This window comes from Muriicola sp. (assembly GCF_041567615.1).
Classification (GTDB): Bacteria; Bacteroidota; Bacteroidia; order Flavobacteriales; family Flavobacteriaceae; genus Muriicola.
On sequence record NZ_JBFGBM010000036.1, the window covers coordinates 1 to 17,572 of the forward strand.

Here is a 17,572-nt window from a genome sequence, read left to right on the forward strand (position 1 = left end):
ACTGTTGATGGGGGTCGAGAGGTCTAGACCCTTAAAGAAGGCCAGCATATTGATGGCCATCCCAAAACAGGAACAGAGGATGAATCGGCCCCAGTCCTTTTTTTCCACCCGTTCTTTAGGCCCCAGGAAGGAAATCGCCCAAAAGAGGGCAGTAGCCCCCAGGACACGGATCATGATAAATCCGAAGGGTTTCACATACACGGGCATCACACCTTTAGCTATGGTGTGGTTCAACCCGTAGATCGTGGTTGCTCCGACGGCGGCCAGCAAGGCCAGGGTCCTTTTGTTCAACGTTGAAGATATTCACGGGCTGCAGCCACGGTATTCCTGGCATTGCCGATAAAGATCTTCCCTGAGACCACAAGGACAGGTCGCTTTAAGAAGGTGTAGTGTTCCAGGAGCAGGTCCCGGAAATCGGATTCATCCAGGTTCTTATCCCTGAGATTGCGTTCCTTGAACAGGCGGGCGCGTTTGCTGAACAGGGCCTCAAAACTCCCGGCCAGGTCTTTGAGCTCCTTCAGCTGTTCCCGGGTCAGGGGCTCTGTTTTGATATCCTGCAACCTGATTTCCCGCGGGAGGTCGAGTTCCCCCATGATCCGTTTGCAGGTGTCACAGGTGCTGAGATAGAAAAAAGTGTCTTTCATCCTACAGGATTTTTAGCTCGAGGAATTATCCCTTTGCAAAGAAACCTAATTATCCGCGAATTCTATACTTTTATAAAAATGAAGTCCATGGAAAAACTCTTCGAGATCACGGAAAAGCTGCATGCCATTTACGAAAAAATACTTTTGGATACCCCTGAAGAACAACTCTTTGTAATCCCGCCCAGCCACAACAATAACCTCTTCTGGAATATCGCCCACGTCCTGGTCACGGAACAATCCCTGTTCTACAGGCTGAGTAATTTAACTCCCCGCCTGGATATGGAACTGATCAAAAAATACAGCAAGGGAACATTTCCCGAAGGAGTGGCAACTCCCGGGGAGATAAAGACCGTGGCTGAGGCCTTGCCCCTGACCGCCAAATGGGTCAGAGAGGATTATCAAAAAGGGATCTTTAAATCTTTTAACCCTTATACCACAAGTACCGGGGTTAGCCTTAACTCGGTCGAGGAGGCCATCTCCTTCAACCTCGTCCACCTGGGACTGCATTACGGCACCATGCGCAGCATGCAAAAGTTGCTGAAGGCTTCTGCCTGAATCACAGTTTCATCCCAGGGGTGATGAATTGTTTGGCCTCTTTGAAAGGGATGGTCAGCTGGATCTGCCCATCGGCATAAGAGGCCACCTCGTACTGGTTGTAGAGCAGGAGGATGCCCTTAGGCGTGAGTCCGATATTGGCAGGCAGATAGAAGGAATCCAATTCAAACATGAATCCCGTGCTATTGATCGGGGCATCGGCCGGGATGTTTTCCTGTTTCCGGAAAGCCTCTTCCGCATAGGTACGAAAGGCCAGCAGGTCCCGAAAGAGTGCCTGCGTATTTATTTTTTCTCCCTTTTCCACATCGAAATTCAGGAAATTCGTAGACGTGTACCCGTGGGCTCCCCCCGTAAATAGGTAGGAATCGAGCCTCACAGAGAGTACCCTGTGATTTTCGAAGGAAACCTCGGCCCTGATCCTGGCCTCCCATGGCACGGTCTCATCGGGGTATACGGATTTTAATTCGGTATATCCCAGGGTAAAGGAATTGACCGCCTCGTTGATGTCGGTGACCTCCAGGCTGTCCGAGAAGGTCAGCAAGCTGATGATCTCTTCCTGTATCCCTGCGTTCACGGCCCTGCCGATCTTTGTGTCCTCGATCACCCTGGGATATTCGATAGATACCTCCGGACAGTCGTCACAAGGGGCATTGGTATACACAATGGGTTCCATGACAAGGTTGGTTTCTTCCTCACAGGAAATAATAATTAACAAGAGAACTGGTAGAATAGTAAGCCTGGAGAACTTCATAGGGGTTCAAACTGATGGTCGGACAAAACTACATTTTATTCTGAACAGAACCATTCCTTCCAGGACGTAATTCGATCTAAAATCCCTTCGCTAAATCCCGGCCAGAACAATACCTTTGTAGCTCTAGAACTAGATCATGAGCAAGAAACCCTTACACTTCAACAGCAAGGCTATACACGGAGGGCAGGAGCCCGATGCCGCCTACGGTGCCGTAATGCCTCCCATTTATCAAACTTCCACCTATGCCCAGTCTACGCCCGGCGGGCATAAGGGATACGAATATTCCAGAAGCGCTAACCCCACCAGGACCGCCCTGGAAAAGTCACTGGCCAGTATAGAGAACGGCGACTACGGCCTGGCTTTTGCCAGTGGCCTGTCTGCGATTGACGCCGTGATCAAATTGCTTTCTCCCGGCGACGAGGTCATTTCCACGAATGACCTTTACGGGGGCAGTTACCGGCTTTTTAAAAAGGTCTTCGAGAAATACGGGATCACCTTCCACTTTGTGGGGATGACCGACTTGGGAAAGATAGAGGAAAAGATCAATGAAAAGACCCGACTTCTCTGGGTAGAGACCCCTACGAATCCCATGATGAACGTGATCGATATCAAAGGGGCCTCAGACCTGGCTAAAAGGTACAACCTCTTGCTGGCGGTAGACAACACCTTTGCCACACCTTACCTGCAAAGGCCCCTGGATCTGGGGGCCGATATAGTGATGCATTCCGCCACCAAGTACCTGGGGGGTCACAGTGATGTAGTAGTAGGCGCCCTGGTGGTGAGGGAAAAGGAACTGGCAGAGAAGCTTTATTTCATTCAGAATGCAAGTGGGGCTGTCTGTGGACCCATGGACAGTTTCCTGGTGCTGAGGGGGATCAAGACCCTGCATGTGCGTATGCAGCGGCATTGCGAGAACGGCGAAGCCATCGCCCGCTATCTCAGGGAACATCCCGGAATCGAAAAAGTGTACTGGCCGGGGTTTGAGGACCATCCCAACCACGAGATCGCAAAGCGGCAGATGAGCCATTTCGGGGGGATGATCTCTTTCATTCCCAAAGGCAGCTCTTTTAAAGATGCGGTTAAGATCGTCGAAAAACTACAGGTATTCACCCTTGCGGAATCCCTGGGCGGGGTAGAAAGCCTGGCCGGGCACCCGGCCAGCATGACACATGCCAGTATACCCAAAGAAGAGCGTGAGAAAAGCGGGGTGGTAGATGTACTGATCAGGCTCAGTGTGGGGATAGAGGATGTGCGGGACCTCATTGCCGACCTGGAGCAGGCGCTGTCCTGATCATTTTGTCAAATACTTAAAAAAAAGGGTAAAAAATTATTCAAATAATATAATTTTGCCGCTATATTATGAATCTAATAACAGCCATTTAATTGACAAGAGATATGGATGCAAAAATTAAGGCTTTCATGGATGAGGTAACTGCCCGGAACGGTCACGAGCCTGAATTCATACAAGCGGTACAGGAAGTAGCGGAGACGGTCATCCCCTATATTGCCCAGCACGAGATCTACAGCGGAAAGAATATTCTGCTGCGCATGGTAGAACCAGAACGTTTGATCTCCTTTCGGGTTGCCTGGGTGGATGACGACGGGGAGATCCACGTCAACAGGGGGTACCGAATTCAGATGAACTCGGCTATCGGGCCTTACAAAGGGGGACTCCGGTTCCACCCTACCGTGAATGCGAGCATCCTCAAATTCCTGGCCTTCGAACAGGTCTTTAAAAACAGCCTGACCACCCTTCCCATGGGAGGGGGTAAAGGGGGATCCGACTTCGACCCCAAGGGGAAGTCGGATGATGAGGTGATGAGGTTCTGCCACTCCTTTATGACGGAATTATGCCGGCACATTGGCCCGAATACGGATGTCCCTGCCGGGGATATTGGCGTAGGTGCCAGGGAGATCGGATATCTCTTCGGGATGTATAAAAAGATCAGGAATGAGTTTACCGGGGTACTCACCGGAAAAGGACTTTCCTGGGGAGGATCCAAGATCAGGCCTGAGGCCACGGGATACGGTACCGTTTATTTTGCCCAGAGTATGCTGAAGACCAGGGGAGAGGGTATCGAAGGGAAGGATGTCGTGATCTCCGGTTCCGGGAACGTTGCTCAATATGCAGCGGAAAAGGTGTTACAACTGGGTGGTAAGGTGATCACCCTGTCTGATTCCGGCGGCTACATCTACGATAAGGAAGGGATCACCGAAGAAAAATTGAAATGGGTGATGGACCTGAAGAACAACCAGAGGGGACGGATCTCTGAATATGTCGAAAAATACAAGTCGGCCACCTATCACAAGGGGAAGACCCCCTGGGAGGTGCCTTGCCAGATTGCCCTTCCCTGTGCCACCCAGAACGAACTCGATGGGGATGGGGCCAAGGCATTGATCAAAAACGGATGTATTTGTGTGGCTGAAGGAGCGAACATGCCCTCAACCCCAGAGGCCATCCACGCCTTCCACGACAAGCGAATTCTTTTTGCACCCGGTAAGGCATCCAATGCCGGAGGGGTGGCAACTTCAGGGCTGGAAATGTCACAGAACTCCCTGAGGATCAGCTGGACAAGGGAAGAAGTGGATGAGCGATTGAAAGGGATCATGGAAGACATACACGATTCCTGTATCGAATATGGAAAAGAAGAGGACGGGTATTGCAATTACGTCAAGGGTGCGAACATAGCGGGATTTGTGAAGGTAGCAGATGCCATGCTCGCCCAGGGGGTGATCTGATCTTATCCTGTTCCAGACAAACTGGCCTCCACGGGACACCGTGGAGGCTTTTTTGTACCTTTAGCGGACAATGAATTACCCATGCGCGTAACCACCAGGGCCATCGTGCTCTCCTCCATAAAATACGGGGATACCAGCCTGATTGTCAAAATGTTCACGGAAACGGACGGACTGAGGACCTACCTCCTCAAAGGGATCCTCAATGCCAAAAAGGGCAAACTTAAGATCGCTTATTTTCAGCCTCTTACCCAGCTCGAGATCGTGGCGGTTCACAGGAACAAGGGCAGTATGGAACGGTTGCAGGAAGTACGGGTAACCTATCCCTATGAATCCCTGCATACGGATGTGGTCAAGAATTCCCTGGCGTTCTTCCTCGCTGAGATGATGAGCAACAGTATACAGGAAGAAGAGCGAAACCGGGCTTTGTTCCACTTCCTGGAAGCGGCCTTCCAGTGGGTAGATCACAACAGGCATATCGCAAATTTCCACCTATACTTTTTGCTCGAGCTGACCAAATATCTCGGCTTCTATCCCGATGTGTCGCCACCGAGGTCTGCTTACTTCGACCTGCAGGACGGGCAGTACTGTGCTCAGCCCTCTCTGAACCCTGTGATCTCTGATATGGAATTAAGCTGGTTTGAAGCCCTCTTAGGCACAAATTTTGATGTTATGCATACGATCAAAATCGGTAAAAAGGAGAGGCAGGCCTTGTTGCAAAAAATAGTCCTCTATTTTGAATTACATTTGCACGGCTTTAGAAAACCCCGCTCTCTGGAGGTTTTGAATGAAGTTTTTAACTGAACATGCGCTCAATTTTCAGTTTTGTGTTTTTCCTGTTGCTTCACTGTGCGGTTTCACAGGAGATCAGGGTACTTGACGGGGAAACCAGCCAGCCCCTTGTCAATGCATTACTGTATAACGACAGCAGGTCTAAAACGGTTCTTACAGACATGGAAGGGAAGTGCGACCTTTCTGTCTTTACGCCATCAGAACGTATCACCATCAGCCATATGGGCTATGAGCCGCGGATCACCAATAAAAGTCAGATCCGGAGGCGGAATAATAATGTGTATCTCATCCCGAGGACGGAGCAACTGGATGCAGTGGTCATGTCTATCTCGAAGTGGGAACAGCAGAAAAAAGACATCCCCCAAAAGATCGAATCTATCAGTGCAGGGGATATCGCGTTTACCAACCCGCAGACCGCGGCAGATCTCCTGCTCAACAGCGGACAGATATTTGTACAGAAGAGTCAGCTTGGGGGGGGGAGTCCGATGATCAGAGGTTTTGCTACCAACCGTTTGGTTCTCTCCGTGGACGGGGTACGGATGAATAATGCCATCTTCCGGGGAGGGAACCTGCAGAACGTCATTTCCATAGACCCCTTTACCATCAAAAACACGGAAGTGGTCTTCGGGCCTGGATCCGTGATCTATGGTAGTGATGCCATAGGGGGAGTGATGAACTTCTACACCCTGCAACCTCATTTTCCACGTGCCGATACCCTGGTAGTTTCCGGGAACGGCAATCTGCGATTCGCCTCCGCCAACAGGGAGGCTACCTTACACGGAGACGTTTCGGTCTCCTCAAAACACTGGTCGTCCCTGAGCAGCGTCTCCTACAACCGTTTTGGGGACCTTCGAATGGGCAGCCATGGCCCGGAGAGATACCTCAGGCCAAATTATGTCATCCGGGAGGATGGGACCGATGTGCTGGTGGCAAATGACAGGCCCAGAAACCAGGTGCCCACGAGCTATGACCAGATCAATTTCCTCCAAAAGATTTCCCACAGGCCGGATACCGACTGGCAGTATGACCTCGGACTCTACTATTCCGAAACTTCAGAATATTCCCGGTATGATCGCCTGATCAGGCCGGACCGGGAGGGGAGTGGCCTGAGATCAGCGGAGTGGTATTACGGGCCGCAAAAATGGTTCATGGGTAATTTTCAGGCTTACCACAAGGGGGAGAACAGGTTTTATGACGGGTTGAAGCTCACCACGGCTTACCAGTTCTTTGAGGAGAGCAGGAATGACCGGGATTTTCAGGACCCGGAACTGAACAGGACCCGGGAACAGGTAGATGCTCTCTCCCTCAACCTCGATTTTGAGAATCGCAGGATAGGTGCCCTGAGACTCTACTACGGTGGGGAGTACATTTTTAACTATGTCAACTCGGAAGGGAGTGTATTCAATATTGAGACCCTTGAAGAACAAAGAGCAGCCTCCCGATACCCCGATGGGTCAACCTGGCAGACCCTGGCAGGCTATCTGAATGCAGAGTACAAGGCCATGCCCAACCTCACCCTCCTCTCCGGTTTCAGGTATAGCCATGTCTGGATCAACGCCGATTTTGAGACCACCTTCTATCCTTTTCCCTTCTCAAGAGCAAACCTCGACAACGGTGCACTTACGGGGAGCCTCGGCCTTAGTTGGTTTCCCGACCAGACACTGCAGGTGACACTCAATGGGTCTACGGGATTCAGGGCCCCCAATATCGATGACATAGGGAAGGTCTTCGACTCGGAACCGGGATCTGTGGTAGTGCCCAACCCTGACTTGGAACCTGAATACGCGTACAATGTAGATCTGGGCATCAGAAAGAATATAAAGGATAAGGCCGTACTCATGGCCAATGCCTTTTATACCTATCTGGTGGATGCCCTTGTAAGACGTGATTTTACCTTTAACGGGGAAAGGGAGATCAACTATAACGGGGAGTTGAGCAACGTGCAGGCCATACAGAATGCGGCTAAAGCCTTCGTATACGGCTTTGAATTCGGAGCCCAGGTGAGCCTGAACAGTGAGATGCAGATCACCTCAAACCTCACTATCACAAGAGGTACTGAGGAGGATGACAGCGGACAGGAATCGGCCGCCCGACATGCCGCACCTACCTTTGGCGACCTACACTATATATGGACGACCCCGAGACTTAAGACGGATCTCTTCCTGGTCTATAACGGGGAGATCCGGTTTGAGGACCTCGCTCTCTCCGAAAGGAGTAAGGATTATATATATGACCTGGACGCCGATGGGAATCCCTATTCCCCTTCCTGGTATACGCTGAACCTGAGGTCCCAATTCAAACTCAGTGATGCTCTGACCGCTTCCCTTACCCTGGAGAATTTGACTGACCAGAGGTACCGTCCCTATTCCTCTGGGATCGCTGCCCCGGGTATCAACTTCATCGTCGCCCTGGGATATACTTTTTGACGCCCGATTTTATCCCCCGTACACAAAAATTTTGAATGTAGAATGTTTGAGGACTCTGCCTGTCTGACTATCAGGCAATTAACTCGTCCTGTGTACCTAAACACCCGTGTTTATTGGGTTTTTAGTAGATGTCGTTCATCGACATTTAACAAAATTTAACAAATTTTTAGGAGGGTAGAATCGTTCATCGTTGTTGATATGGTGAACAATAAACCCAAATAAAACTTCAATTCTATGAGACATTTTTTTAAATCGTCAATCTTAGTTTTAGCAACTGTATTTTTAACACAATCCTGCAGCAAGGATGACAATGAAGTGGACATGTCAGGAGAGACCTACAATACCACTTTTAAGATCACGGATGCCCCAATAGACAATGCCAATGTAGAAGGTGTCTTTGTTACCCTTGCAGATGTCCGGGTAGACGGCAAGTCGCTGGAAGGATTCAGCAGGACGACAGTAAACCTGGCCGCTTTGGTCAACGGACAGACGGAAACCCTGGGGAACCTCGACCTTGCAGCACGGTCTTATTCCAACCTCGAACTGGTGCTGGATTACGACACGGATGCTCAGGGGAATGCACCGGGGTGCTACGTGGCCCTGGCCAATGGCGCCAAAGACAAGCTGACGGCCCAGTCTGATCGTATCTCGGTATCCGATGCCTTTGAGGTCTTTGCAAAGACTACAAATGAAGTGGTACTCGACTTTGATCTGAGGAAGACGATCAGGGAAGAGCAGGGAACCGTTGAATCAAACTTTGAGTTTGTTTCCATGTCTGAACTTTCAGCAGGTATTCGTACTGTCAATGAAGAGAGCACAGGCAGGATCTCCGGAGTTGCCAATGATTCCCAAAATACCTCAGACAGGATCGTGGTGTACGCCTATGAAAAAGGCACCTTTAATGCCGAGACTGAGACCAGGGGGCAGGGAGAGAGCAATGTGACTTTTAAGAATGCGGTAACCAGTTCCGTGGTCAATGCAAACAGCGGGTCTTACACCCTGAGTTTCCTTGAGGAAGGAGAGTACGAACTGATCTTTGCTTCTTACAATCGAGATGGGGACGCTTTCTTTTTCAATGCCCTTCTGGAGGCTGAGTCGACTACAGGCCTTAACCTCGGTTCCATAAGCGTTTCATCGGCCCTTCAGATCAGTGCAAATGTAACCATCACAGGTACGCGATAATTCCTGTGTAACCTATTGAATGAAAGGCCCGTTTACGGGCCTTTTTTTGTAGGACATACCTCCTGAATTAAGACAAAAATCACTAATTTTGCCACCTTTAAATAGGTGAAATAGCAGCGATTATGAAATTTCAGGAATACAAGGGACTGGATTTACCCCGAATAGGGGAGGAGATCCTCAAGCGCTGGAAAGACAATCGCATTTTTGAAAAGAGCATTACCTCCAGGGAGGGAAAACCGGGTTACGTCTTTTACGAAGGCCCACCCTCTGCCAATGGGATGCCAGGCATCCACCACGTGATCTCCAGGACCATCAAGGACATCTTCCCCCGGTACAAGACCATGAAAGGGTACCAGGTGAAGCGCAAAGCCGGGTGGGATACACACGGCCTCCCCATAGAACTCGGGGTTGAGAAGGAACTTGGCATTACCAAGGAAGACATAGGGGTAAAAATCAGCATAGAAGAGTACAACGCGGCATGCAAAAAAGCAGTCATGCGGTACACCGATGCCTGGAATTCCATGACGGAGAAGATCGGTTATTGGGTCGACATGCAGGACCCGTACATAACCTACAAGTCTAAGTACATGGAAACCGTCTGGTGGCTCCTGAAGGAAATCTATGACAAAGGCCTGCTTTACAAAGGTTACACCATACAACCCTATTCTCCTAAGGCCGGAACCGGACTCAGCTCTCACGAACTGAACCAGCCGGGAACCTACCAGGATATCACGGATACGACTGTAACCGCCCAGTTCAGGGCCAGGAAGGAAAGCCTACCCGACTTTCTCCAGGAGATAGATGGGGAGATTTTCTTTCTCGCCTGGACCACCACTCCCTGGACGTTGCCTTCGAATACGGCACTTACCGTGGGTCCTAAGATCGACTATGTCCTGGTAAAGACTTACAACCAATACACCTTTGAGCCTATTCATGTGATCCTGGCCAAGACCCTGGTCGGGGAGCAATTCAAAGGCCGGTTCTTTGAGGTGACCTCAGAAGAGGCATTGGCCGGGTACAAGGCGGAAGATAAGAAGATACCCTTCAGGGTGATGAGAAGCATGAAGGGGAAAGACCTTATTGAGGCGAGATATGAGCAGCTGCTTCCCTATGCGCTGCCCTATCAGCACCCGGAAAATGCATTCCGTGTGATCGGGGGGGATTTCGTCACCACCGAAGACGGAACAGGGATCGTTCACACGGCCCCTACCTTTGGTGCGGATGATGCCCTGGTGGCAAAACAGGCCACTCCTGAGGTCCCGCCCATGCTGGTTCTGGATGAAGGTAAGAACCCCGTACCCCTGGTAGACCTTCAGGGAAAATTCCGCCCCGAAATGAAGGAACTCAGCGGGAAATACGTCAAGAACGAATACTATGAGGATGGCAAAGCCCCTGAAAAGTCTGTAGACGTAGAGATCGCCATCCGCCTCAAGGAGGAGAACAGGGCTTTCAAAGTAGAGAAATACCTCCACAGCTATCCCAATTGCTGGAGGACAGACAAGCCCATCCTGTATTACCCCCTTGATTCCTGGTTCATCAAGGTCACCGAGATCAAGGACCGGATGTACGAGCTCAACCAGACCATCAACTGGAAACCAAAGGCCACAGGAGTTGGACGGTTTGGGAACTGGCTGGCCAATGCAAACGACTGGAACCTCTCCCGCTCCCGTTTCTGGGGGATCCCCCTGCCCATCTGGAGGACAGAGGATGGAAAGGAAGAGGTCATCATCGGCTCTGTGGCCCAGCTGAAAGAGGAGATGGTCAAGTCTGTAGCCGCCGGCTATATGAAGGAAGATGTATTCGCTTCCTTCGAGCCCGGGAATATGGAGGAGTCTAATTACGAGAAGATCGACCTGCACAAGAATGTGGTGGACGACATCATCCTGGTTTCTCCGGACGGAAAGCCCATGCGAAGGGAAACCGACCTGATAGACGTCTGGTTCGACAGCGGCTCCATGCCCTACGCACAATGGCATTACCCTTTCGAAAACAAGGAACTCATAGACCAGGGAAAGAATTTCCCCGCAGATTTTATCGCAGAAGGAGTTGACCAGACCCGAGGATGGTTCTATACCCTGCACGCTATTGCCACTATGGTCTTTGATTCGGTGGCCTACCGCAATGTGGTTTCCAACGGACTTGTCCTGGACAAGGACGGGAAGAAGATGTCTAAAAGACTGGGTAACGCCGTTGATCCGTTAGAGGTTGTAGGAGAGCACGGCCCGGATGCTACCCGTTGGTACCTGATCTCCAACGCCAACCCATGGGATAACCTGAAATTCGACATGGAAGGGATCCTGGAGGTGAAGCGCAAGTTCTTTGGCACGCTGTATAACACGTATTCCTTCTTTGCCCTGTATGCGAATATCGATGGTTTCAAATACAAAGAGGAGGAGATCCCATTAAAGGAAAGGCCTGAGATCGATCAATGGATCCTTTCCGAACTTCATTCCCTGATCAGAACCGTGGATGAAGCCTACGCAGATTATGAACCTACGAAGGCGGCCAGGGCCATATCAGACTACGTACAGGAAAACCTGAGTAACTGGTACGTGCGTTTGTGCAGGAGGAGGTTCTGGAAAGGGGATTACCAGAAGGATAAGATCTCTGCCTACCAGACATTGCATACCTGCCTGCGTACCGTAGCCCAGTTATCGGCACCCATTGCGCCCTTTTTTATGGAGCGTCTCTATACCGACCTGATGAAAGGCACCGAACTCAAGGGGAAGGAGAGCGTCCATTTATCTGATTTTCCGGCCTTCGATCAGGCTATGGTAAACGCAGAGCTGGAGAGTAAGATGGCCAAGGCCCAAACGATATCATCCCTGGTACTTTCCATACGCCAAAAGGAAAAGATCAAAGTAAGGCAGCCCCTTCAAAAGGTAATGATCCCGGTGCTAGACCAAAGGGAGCGAAAAGAAATCGAAGCTGTGTCCGGGTTGATCAAGTCTGAGGTGAATGTAAAAGAAATCGAATTACTGGATGACGCTTCCGGAATCCTGGTGAAAAAGATCAAGCCTAATTTTAAGGTGCTGGGTCCCAGATTCGGGAAAGACATGAAAAAGATCGCCCAGAAAGTGGCAGGGTTTTCGCAGGAAGATATCCAGAAAATTGAACGGGAAGGCGAAATATCCATTGAGTTAGAAAATAAAAGTATTAACTTACAGTTAGAGGAAGTAGAGATTTCCTCAGAAGATATTGCCGGATGGCTCGTAGCAAGCTCGGGTGCACTCACAGTGGCGCTCGATATAACAATCGACGAGGAACTGAGAAAAGAAGGAATCGCCCGGGAACTTGTGAACCGAATCCAGAACCTGAGAAAGGAGTCCGGATTGGAAGTAACAGATAAAATTGACATTAAAGTACTTAAAGACGGTTTTGTAGAAAAAGCGATCGAAAGTAACATGCAGTACATCAAAACAGAGACGCTTACCGCAGATCTCGTACTGGAAGAACAGTTGGATGCAGGTACGGAGATCGCCTTCGATGAGGTAAATACAAAATTGTTGATCAAAAAACATTGACATTATGGGACAAGATTTAAAGGTTAGGTATTCAGATAAGGAATTGGAAGAATTTCGGGTTCTGATCGAAGAAAAAATAGAGAAAGCAAAAAGCCATCTGGAACTGCTTAGGAGTTCCTATATGAATGACGGGAACAATGGTACGGATGACACATCCCCTACGTTTAAGGCTTTTGAAGAAGGCTCAGAGACCATGAGTAAAGAGGCCAACACCCAATTGGCTATCCGGCAGGAGAAATTTATCCGCGACCTGAGAAACGCTTTGCTGCGGATAGAGAACAAGACCTATGGTATTTGCCGGGTTACCGGAAAATTGATCAATAAGGAACGCTTGAAACTGGTCCCCCATGCTACCCTGAGCATTGAAGCCAAAAACATGCAGAAATGATCAACGCCCCGTCCAGGGGCGTTTTTATAGGATCACGGTGAAATATGTTGCCAGCTTTTTACTCCTACTTTTAAGCGTCCACTACGCCTGTGGCCAGAAGTTCGTTAAAAAGGCCATGCTTCTGCCCCATATCACCTCCATCCAGATAGATGCGCAACAATTCTCCGAGGTTGAACTGACCACAGCCCCGGGGGTTGAATTGCAGCTGGAGGCCAAGATGGAAGGTGAATATCAGAGGGATATTGGGATCGAATTGACGGAAAACGGGAATACGCTGACTATCTCAGGGTCATTTCAGCCTTTCTTTGAGGCACCGAACGATAAACTGAGCGCTCATAAGGTCGTGGCCGTTACCTTGCTGGTCCGTGTCCCGGAAGACCAGATCGTTGGCATCTATGGGACCAACACCCGAGTGGTGGCAGGGGGTATTTTTCGAGACCTGGAGATCGTTCTCAGTGACGGTCAATGTTCTCTCGAAAATCCCGAAGGGTTGATCAGGGTGACCACCCTAAGCGGGGATATCCTCCTTTCGGCTGAAAACGGAGTCGTGAAGGCAAATTCAAAATACGGGCAGGTAGAAAAACCGGAGTTGCCTTTCGGGAAAAATCAATTCACCCTGGAATCTGTCAGGGGTGATATTATTATTCGAAAAACGCAGTAGGATGAAGGAATCCCCCAACCGTAATTCGGTACAAAGAAATGTATTAAATATCCCTATTTTTGCCCCTGCAGCTGAGAAATATGAATATTAAGAAATCCCTCGCCCTCGTCCTTGTGATCCTGCTGGCCGACCAGATCAGCAAAGTGTATATCAAAACCCATTTTATACTGGGCGAGTCGGTTGACGTCTTCGACTGGTTCAAGATCCTGTTCATCGAGAATGAAGGGGCAGCCTGGGGAACTAAACTCAGCGACCTGCTTCCGATCTCAGACAGTGCAGGCAAGCTGGTTCTCACTGTATTCCGGTTGTTCGCCATCACCGGTATTGGGTACTGGCTTTGGGACAGCATACGGAAAGGTGCCTCCAGGACCCTGATTCTGGCTATTTCCCTCATCTTTGCGGGGGCAGTTGGCAATATTATCGACTCTCTTTTCTACGGGATGATCTTTAATGACAGCTACAATACCGTAGCCACCCTGTTCGCAGAAGATCCCTATGGCAAATTATTTTATGGCAAGGTTGTAGACATGCTTTATTTCCCGTTGATAGATACCACATGGCCGGATTGGGTGCCTTTTGTAGGGGGGAAGGACTTCCGGTTTTTTGAGCCCGTATTCAATATCGCGGACACCGCAATCAGCACGGGGGTAGGGATCCTGGTGGTCTTTAACAAAAAGGCTTTCGGCAAGAAGAGTCCAAATATCGAGCAGGTCCCGGAGGAAAGTCAGAATTCATAGATCCTGAGTGGGGTTACACAGTAATTCAGGGGGATATCGTTCTCCCCAGCATCGGTAATTTCCTCCACCGCCTCGAACAGGCTGAGGCCGATCTTAATACAATCCTTCCTGCAATGGGCAAAGAACCTGTCGTAATACCCCTTTCCATACCCCACCCTGTGGCCCCTCCGATCAAAAGCCAGCAAGGGGGTAAATACCACATCTACCTTATCCGGTTCGACGGAAACCCCGCTGACCGGTTCGGGGATACCCCAGGAGTTAACCTCGAGGATCGTATCTTCCGTTAAAAGGATATGTTGGAGCTGATGGTTCGGACTCATTCTGGGAACCAGGATATCCTTGTTTTTCTCCCTTAAAATCCTCAAGATAGGCCGGGTGTCTAGTTCTTTTTTATCTGGGCTGTGAAGAAAGATGTGGAACGTGGACACGTCCCATACGGGCAGCTTCAAGACGTTTTCTGATAGGGCTAAACTGGCGTTTTCTAAGGTTGAGACAGGGGTATGATCTCTTAGATCCAGGAAGTGGGTCCGGAGGTCTTTTTTTAGCATCAGGCCGGGAAGTTCAGAGCGGTGGGGAGCAAAAGAACTTTAGTCTTTAGCAGAAACAGTAAAATAGATTTTGAAGAACAGCATCAATATAAGATACATGCCCAGGGTAATCAGGTAATTATCCATTTTAGTTTTGTTACGCCCTAAAAATAAAAAAAAAAGAATATCAATTCTATAAATGGTCAAATTATCCCGATGAAATGCACATTTTTAGTAAAGATTTAACAGGGAATCGAAAACTTCAAACAGGAATAAGCTCAAAAATGGGGGGCGTAACCCCAAATCCGTAAGGAAGATTTTTCGAACTCAACAGGGGGAATAAATCCACAGGGCGTAAGGTTTCAAATGATTTTGCTACATTATCTTTGTGCAAAGCGCCTCCATCTCAGCCTCATGCCAGAGTTAACCGTCGAACTACAGCTCAACACCCTGCCGGGTTCACCCGGCGTCTACCAATTCTTTGACAAGGACGGGAAAATGCTGTATGTGGGTAAGGCCAAGAACCTCAAAAAAAGAGTGACTTCTTATTTTACCAAGACCCACGAGAACGGGAAGACCCGCGTGATGGTGAAAAAGATCCGAAACATCAAGCACATTGTGGTCCCAACGGAGTCGGATGCTCTGCTGCTGGAGAACAACCTCATTAAGAAGTACCAGCCCCGCTACAACGTATTGCTCAAGGACGATAAGTCCTACCCCTGGATCTGTATCAAAAACGAACGATTTCCCAGGATATTCCCTACCCGGAAACTCATCAAGGACGGATCGGAGTACTTCGGCCCGTATACGAGTATGAAAACCGTCAAAACGCTCCTCGACCTCATCAGGAGTGTCTATCCCCTGCGCACGTGCAATTACGATCTTTCGGAGGAGAAAATTACAGCCGGCAAATACAAGGTATGCCTCGAATACCACATGGGCAATTGCAAAGGTCCCTGTGAAGGGCTGCAACAGGAAGAGGAATACCGACAACAGATAAATGATATCAGGGAGATCATCAAGGGGAATTTCAAGTCCTCCCTCCACTATTTCCGGAAAGAAATGAAGCAACTCGCGGCCGAGATGCAATTCGAAGCCGCTCAGCAGATCAAGAACAAGATCGAAGTTCTTGAAAATTACCAGGCCAAGTCCACCATCGTGAATCCGAGGATCAACAACGTGGATGTCTTCTCTATCATATCAGATGAGGCCTATGCCTATATCAATTTCCTGCAGCTCTCCCACGGCTCTATCATCAGGTCGCATACCATGGAGATCAGGAAGAAACTGCAGGAGACCGATAAGGAGTTGCTGCAGCTGGCCATCGTCGAGATCCGCAACCGTTTCCAGTCGCAGTCCCGCGAATTGTATTTGCCTTTTCCGCTGGCCCTACCGGATGATCTGAAGGTCACGGTCCCCAAACTGGGTGACAAGAAAAAGATCGTGGACCTCTCTGAGCGAAACGCGAGGTTCTTTAGGCAGGAGCGTTTCAAACAGGTGAAGATCACGGATCCCGACAGGCATGTGAACCGTATCATGGCCCAGATGAAAAAGGACCTCCGGCTTTCGGAGGAACCGAGGCATATAGAATGTTTTGACAACTCTAACATTCAGGGCAGCAACCCGGTTGCGGCCTGTGTGGTCTTCAGGGATGGGAAACCCGCCAAAAAGGAATACCGACACTTCAATATCAGGACCGTAGAAGGTCCCGATGACTTTGCCTCTATGGAAGAAGTGGTATTTCGCAGATACAGGAGGATGCTGGACGAAGGTTCGTCCCTCCCTCAGCTCATCGTAATAGACGGGGGCAAGGGTCAGCTCACCTCCGCCCTGAAAAGCCTCGAAGCTCTTGATCTCAGGGGTAAGATCGCCATCATCGGGATCGCCAAACGGCTGGAGGAGATCTACTTTCCAGGAGACCCGGTCCCTCTCTATCTGGACAAGAAATCCGAATCCCTCAGGATCATTCAGCAACTCAGGAATGAGGCACACAGATTCGGGATCACCTTCCACCGGGATAAGCGGAGCAAGAATGCGATCCATTCCGCCCTGGAGGACATTCAGGGGATCGGTGACAAGACGGTGGAACAGGTCCTGAAGAAATTCAAATCTGTAAAAAGGGTCAAAGAAGCATCCCTGGAAGACCTCAGTGAAGTGGTAGGCTGGGCCAAGGCAAAGAAAATATATGAAAACTTTCACTAAACCTCTATCTTCAAGGCATGCGTAAGGTATTACCCACCCTTTTTCTCCTGTTGATCGGGTGTCTGTTGACCGCCCAGGAAGCAGATTCCCTGAAAACACCTAAGGTAGGGCTTGTGCTCAGTGGTGGAGGGGCCAAGGGACTGGCACATATAGGAGCCCTGAAGGTGATCGAGGAATCCGGGGTCCGTATCGATTACATCGGAGGGACCAGTATGGGGGCTATAATCGGTGCCCTCTATGCTTCAGGATTCTCGGCGAATCAACTCGATTCCCTCTTCCGCACTACTGACTTAACAGCGCTTATCCAGGACAACCTGCCACGGGATGCCAAGACCTTTTATGAAAAGGAAGCCTCGGAGCGCTATGCCCTGACCTTGCCCTTTAACGACTTCAAACTCTCTTTCCCGCAGGGACTGTCAAGCGGGCAGAATATTTATAACGCCCTGG

16 protein-coding genes are annotated in these 17,572 nt (G+C 49.7%); 12 read left to right on the forward strand and 4 right to left on the reverse strand.

All coding sequences use genetic code 11. The annotated features are described in order from the left end of the window. On the reverse strand, window positions 1-291 hold a 291-nt coding region (locus ABYP73_RS04055), incomplete at its 3' end, for an EamA family transporter (protein WP_372973521.1). Further along, on the reverse strand, window positions 288-644 hold the full coding sequence (locus tag ABYP73_RS04060) for an arsenate reductase family protein (RefSeq protein WP_372973522.1): 357 nt from the start codon (window positions 642-644) through the stop codon (window positions 288-290). The genes ABYP73_RS04060 and ABYP73_RS04055, both read right to left, overlap by 4 nt. Window positions 645-731: 87 nt before the next feature. On the opposite strand from ABYP73_RS04060, the gene ABYP73_RS04065 reads away from it, so the two are divergent. Further along, the gene (locus ABYP73_RS04065; RefSeq protein ID WP_372973523.1) at window positions 732-1,199 is read left to right on the forward strand and encodes a DinB family protein; all 468 of its coding nucleotides are present in this window, start codon (window positions 732-734) and stop codon (window positions 1,197-1,199) included. A 1-nt stretch (window position 1,200) separates the two neighbouring features. Here ABYP73_RS04065 and ABYP73_RS04070 read toward each other — a convergent pair whose 3' ends face one another. Further along, on the reverse strand, window positions 1,201-1,872 hold the full coding sequence (locus ABYP73_RS04070) for a DUF3298 and DUF4163 domain-containing protein (RefSeq protein ID WP_372945844.1): 672 nt from the start codon (window positions 1,870-1,872) through the stop codon (window positions 1,201-1,203). 214 nt (window positions 1,873-2,086) lie between these two features. Between ABYP73_RS04070 and ABYP73_RS04075 the strand changes: the two genes are divergently transcribed. The 9 genes from ABYP73_RS04075 (at window position 2,087) to ABYP73_RS04115 (ending at window position 14,396) form a co-directional block, all read left to right on the forward strand. Continuing rightward, on the forward strand, window positions 2,087-3,241 hold the full coding sequence (locus ABYP73_RS04075) for a cystathionine gamma-synthase (RefSeq protein WP_372973524.1): 1,155 nt from the start codon (window positions 2,087-2,089) through the stop codon (window positions 3,239-3,241). 104 nt (window positions 3,242-3,345) lie between these two features. Then, complete coding sequence (gene gdhA, locus ABYP73_RS04080) at window positions 3,346-4,689, forward strand: NADP-specific glutamate dehydrogenase (RefSeq protein WP_372945009.1); 1,344 nt, start codon at window positions 3,346-3,348, stop codon at window positions 4,687-4,689. Between the two features lie 81 nt (window positions 4,690-4,770). Next, entirely contained in the window at window positions 4,771-5,490 is a 720-nt protein-coding gene (recO, locus tag ABYP73_RS04085; protein ID WP_372973525.1) for a DNA repair protein RecO, read from the forward strand. Window positions 5,491-5,492: 2 nt separating this feature from the next. Beyond that, complete coding sequence (locus ABYP73_RS04090) at window positions 5,493-7,904, forward strand: TonB-dependent receptor plug domain-containing protein (protein WP_372973526.1); 2,412 nt, start codon at window positions 5,493-5,495, stop codon at window positions 7,902-7,904. A gap of 321 nt (window positions 7,905-8,225) precedes the next feature. After that, window positions 8,226-9,086, forward strand: a complete 861-nt coding sequence (locus ABYP73_RS04095; RefSeq protein WP_372945006.1) for a DUF4382 domain-containing protein — start codon at window positions 8,226-8,228, stop codon at window positions 9,084-9,086. Window positions 9,087-9,208: 122 nt separating this feature from the next. After that, window positions 9,209-12,610 (forward strand): isoleucine--tRNA ligase, encoded by a 3,402-nt coding sequence (gene ileS, locus ABYP73_RS04100; protein ID WP_372973527.1) that lies wholly within the window; start codon window positions 9,209-9,211, stop codon window positions 12,608-12,610. A 4-nt stretch (window positions 12,611-12,614) separates the two neighbouring features. Further along, on the forward strand, window positions 12,615-12,998 hold the full coding sequence (locus tag ABYP73_RS04105; protein WP_188370342.1) for a TraR/DksA C4-type zinc finger protein: 384 nt from the start codon (window positions 12,615-12,617) through the stop codon (window positions 12,996-12,998). Window positions 12,999-13,035: 37 nt separating this feature from the next. After that, complete coding sequence (locus ABYP73_RS04110; protein WP_372973528.1) at window positions 13,036-13,659, forward strand: hypothetical protein; 624 nt, start codon at window positions 13,036-13,038, stop codon at window positions 13,657-13,659. A gap of 80 nt (window positions 13,660-13,739) precedes the next feature. Continuing rightward, window positions 13,740-14,396: a lipoprotein signal peptidase gene (locus ABYP73_RS04115; protein WP_372945465.1), complete on the forward strand. Its 657-nt coding sequence runs from the start codon at window positions 13,740-13,742 to the stop codon at window positions 14,394-14,396. On the opposite strand, the gene ABYP73_RS04120 is transcribed toward ABYP73_RS04115, so the two are convergent. Then, window positions 14,384-14,944, reverse strand: coding sequence for a 5-formyltetrahydrofolate cyclo-ligase (locus ABYP73_RS04120; RefSeq protein ID WP_372973529.1), 561 nt, complete (start codon window positions 14,942-14,944; stop codon window positions 14,384-14,386). The genes ABYP73_RS04115 and ABYP73_RS04120 overlap by 13 nt on opposite strands. A 393-nt stretch (window positions 14,945-15,337) precedes the next feature. Between ABYP73_RS04120 and uvrC the strand changes: the two genes are divergently transcribed. Together uvrC and ABYP73_RS04130 are read left to right on the forward strand one after the other, a co-directional pair. After that, on the forward strand, window positions 15,338-17,125 hold the full coding sequence (gene uvrC, locus ABYP73_RS04125; RefSeq protein WP_372973530.1) for an excinuclease ABC subunit UvrC: 1,788 nt from the start codon (window positions 15,338-15,340) through the stop codon (window positions 17,123-17,125). A gap of 17 nt (window positions 17,126-17,142) precedes the next feature. Continuing rightward, window positions 17,143-17,572: patatin-like phospholipase family protein (locus ABYP73_RS04130; RefSeq protein WP_372973531.1), on the forward strand; the 430-nt coding region annotated here is incomplete at its 3' end.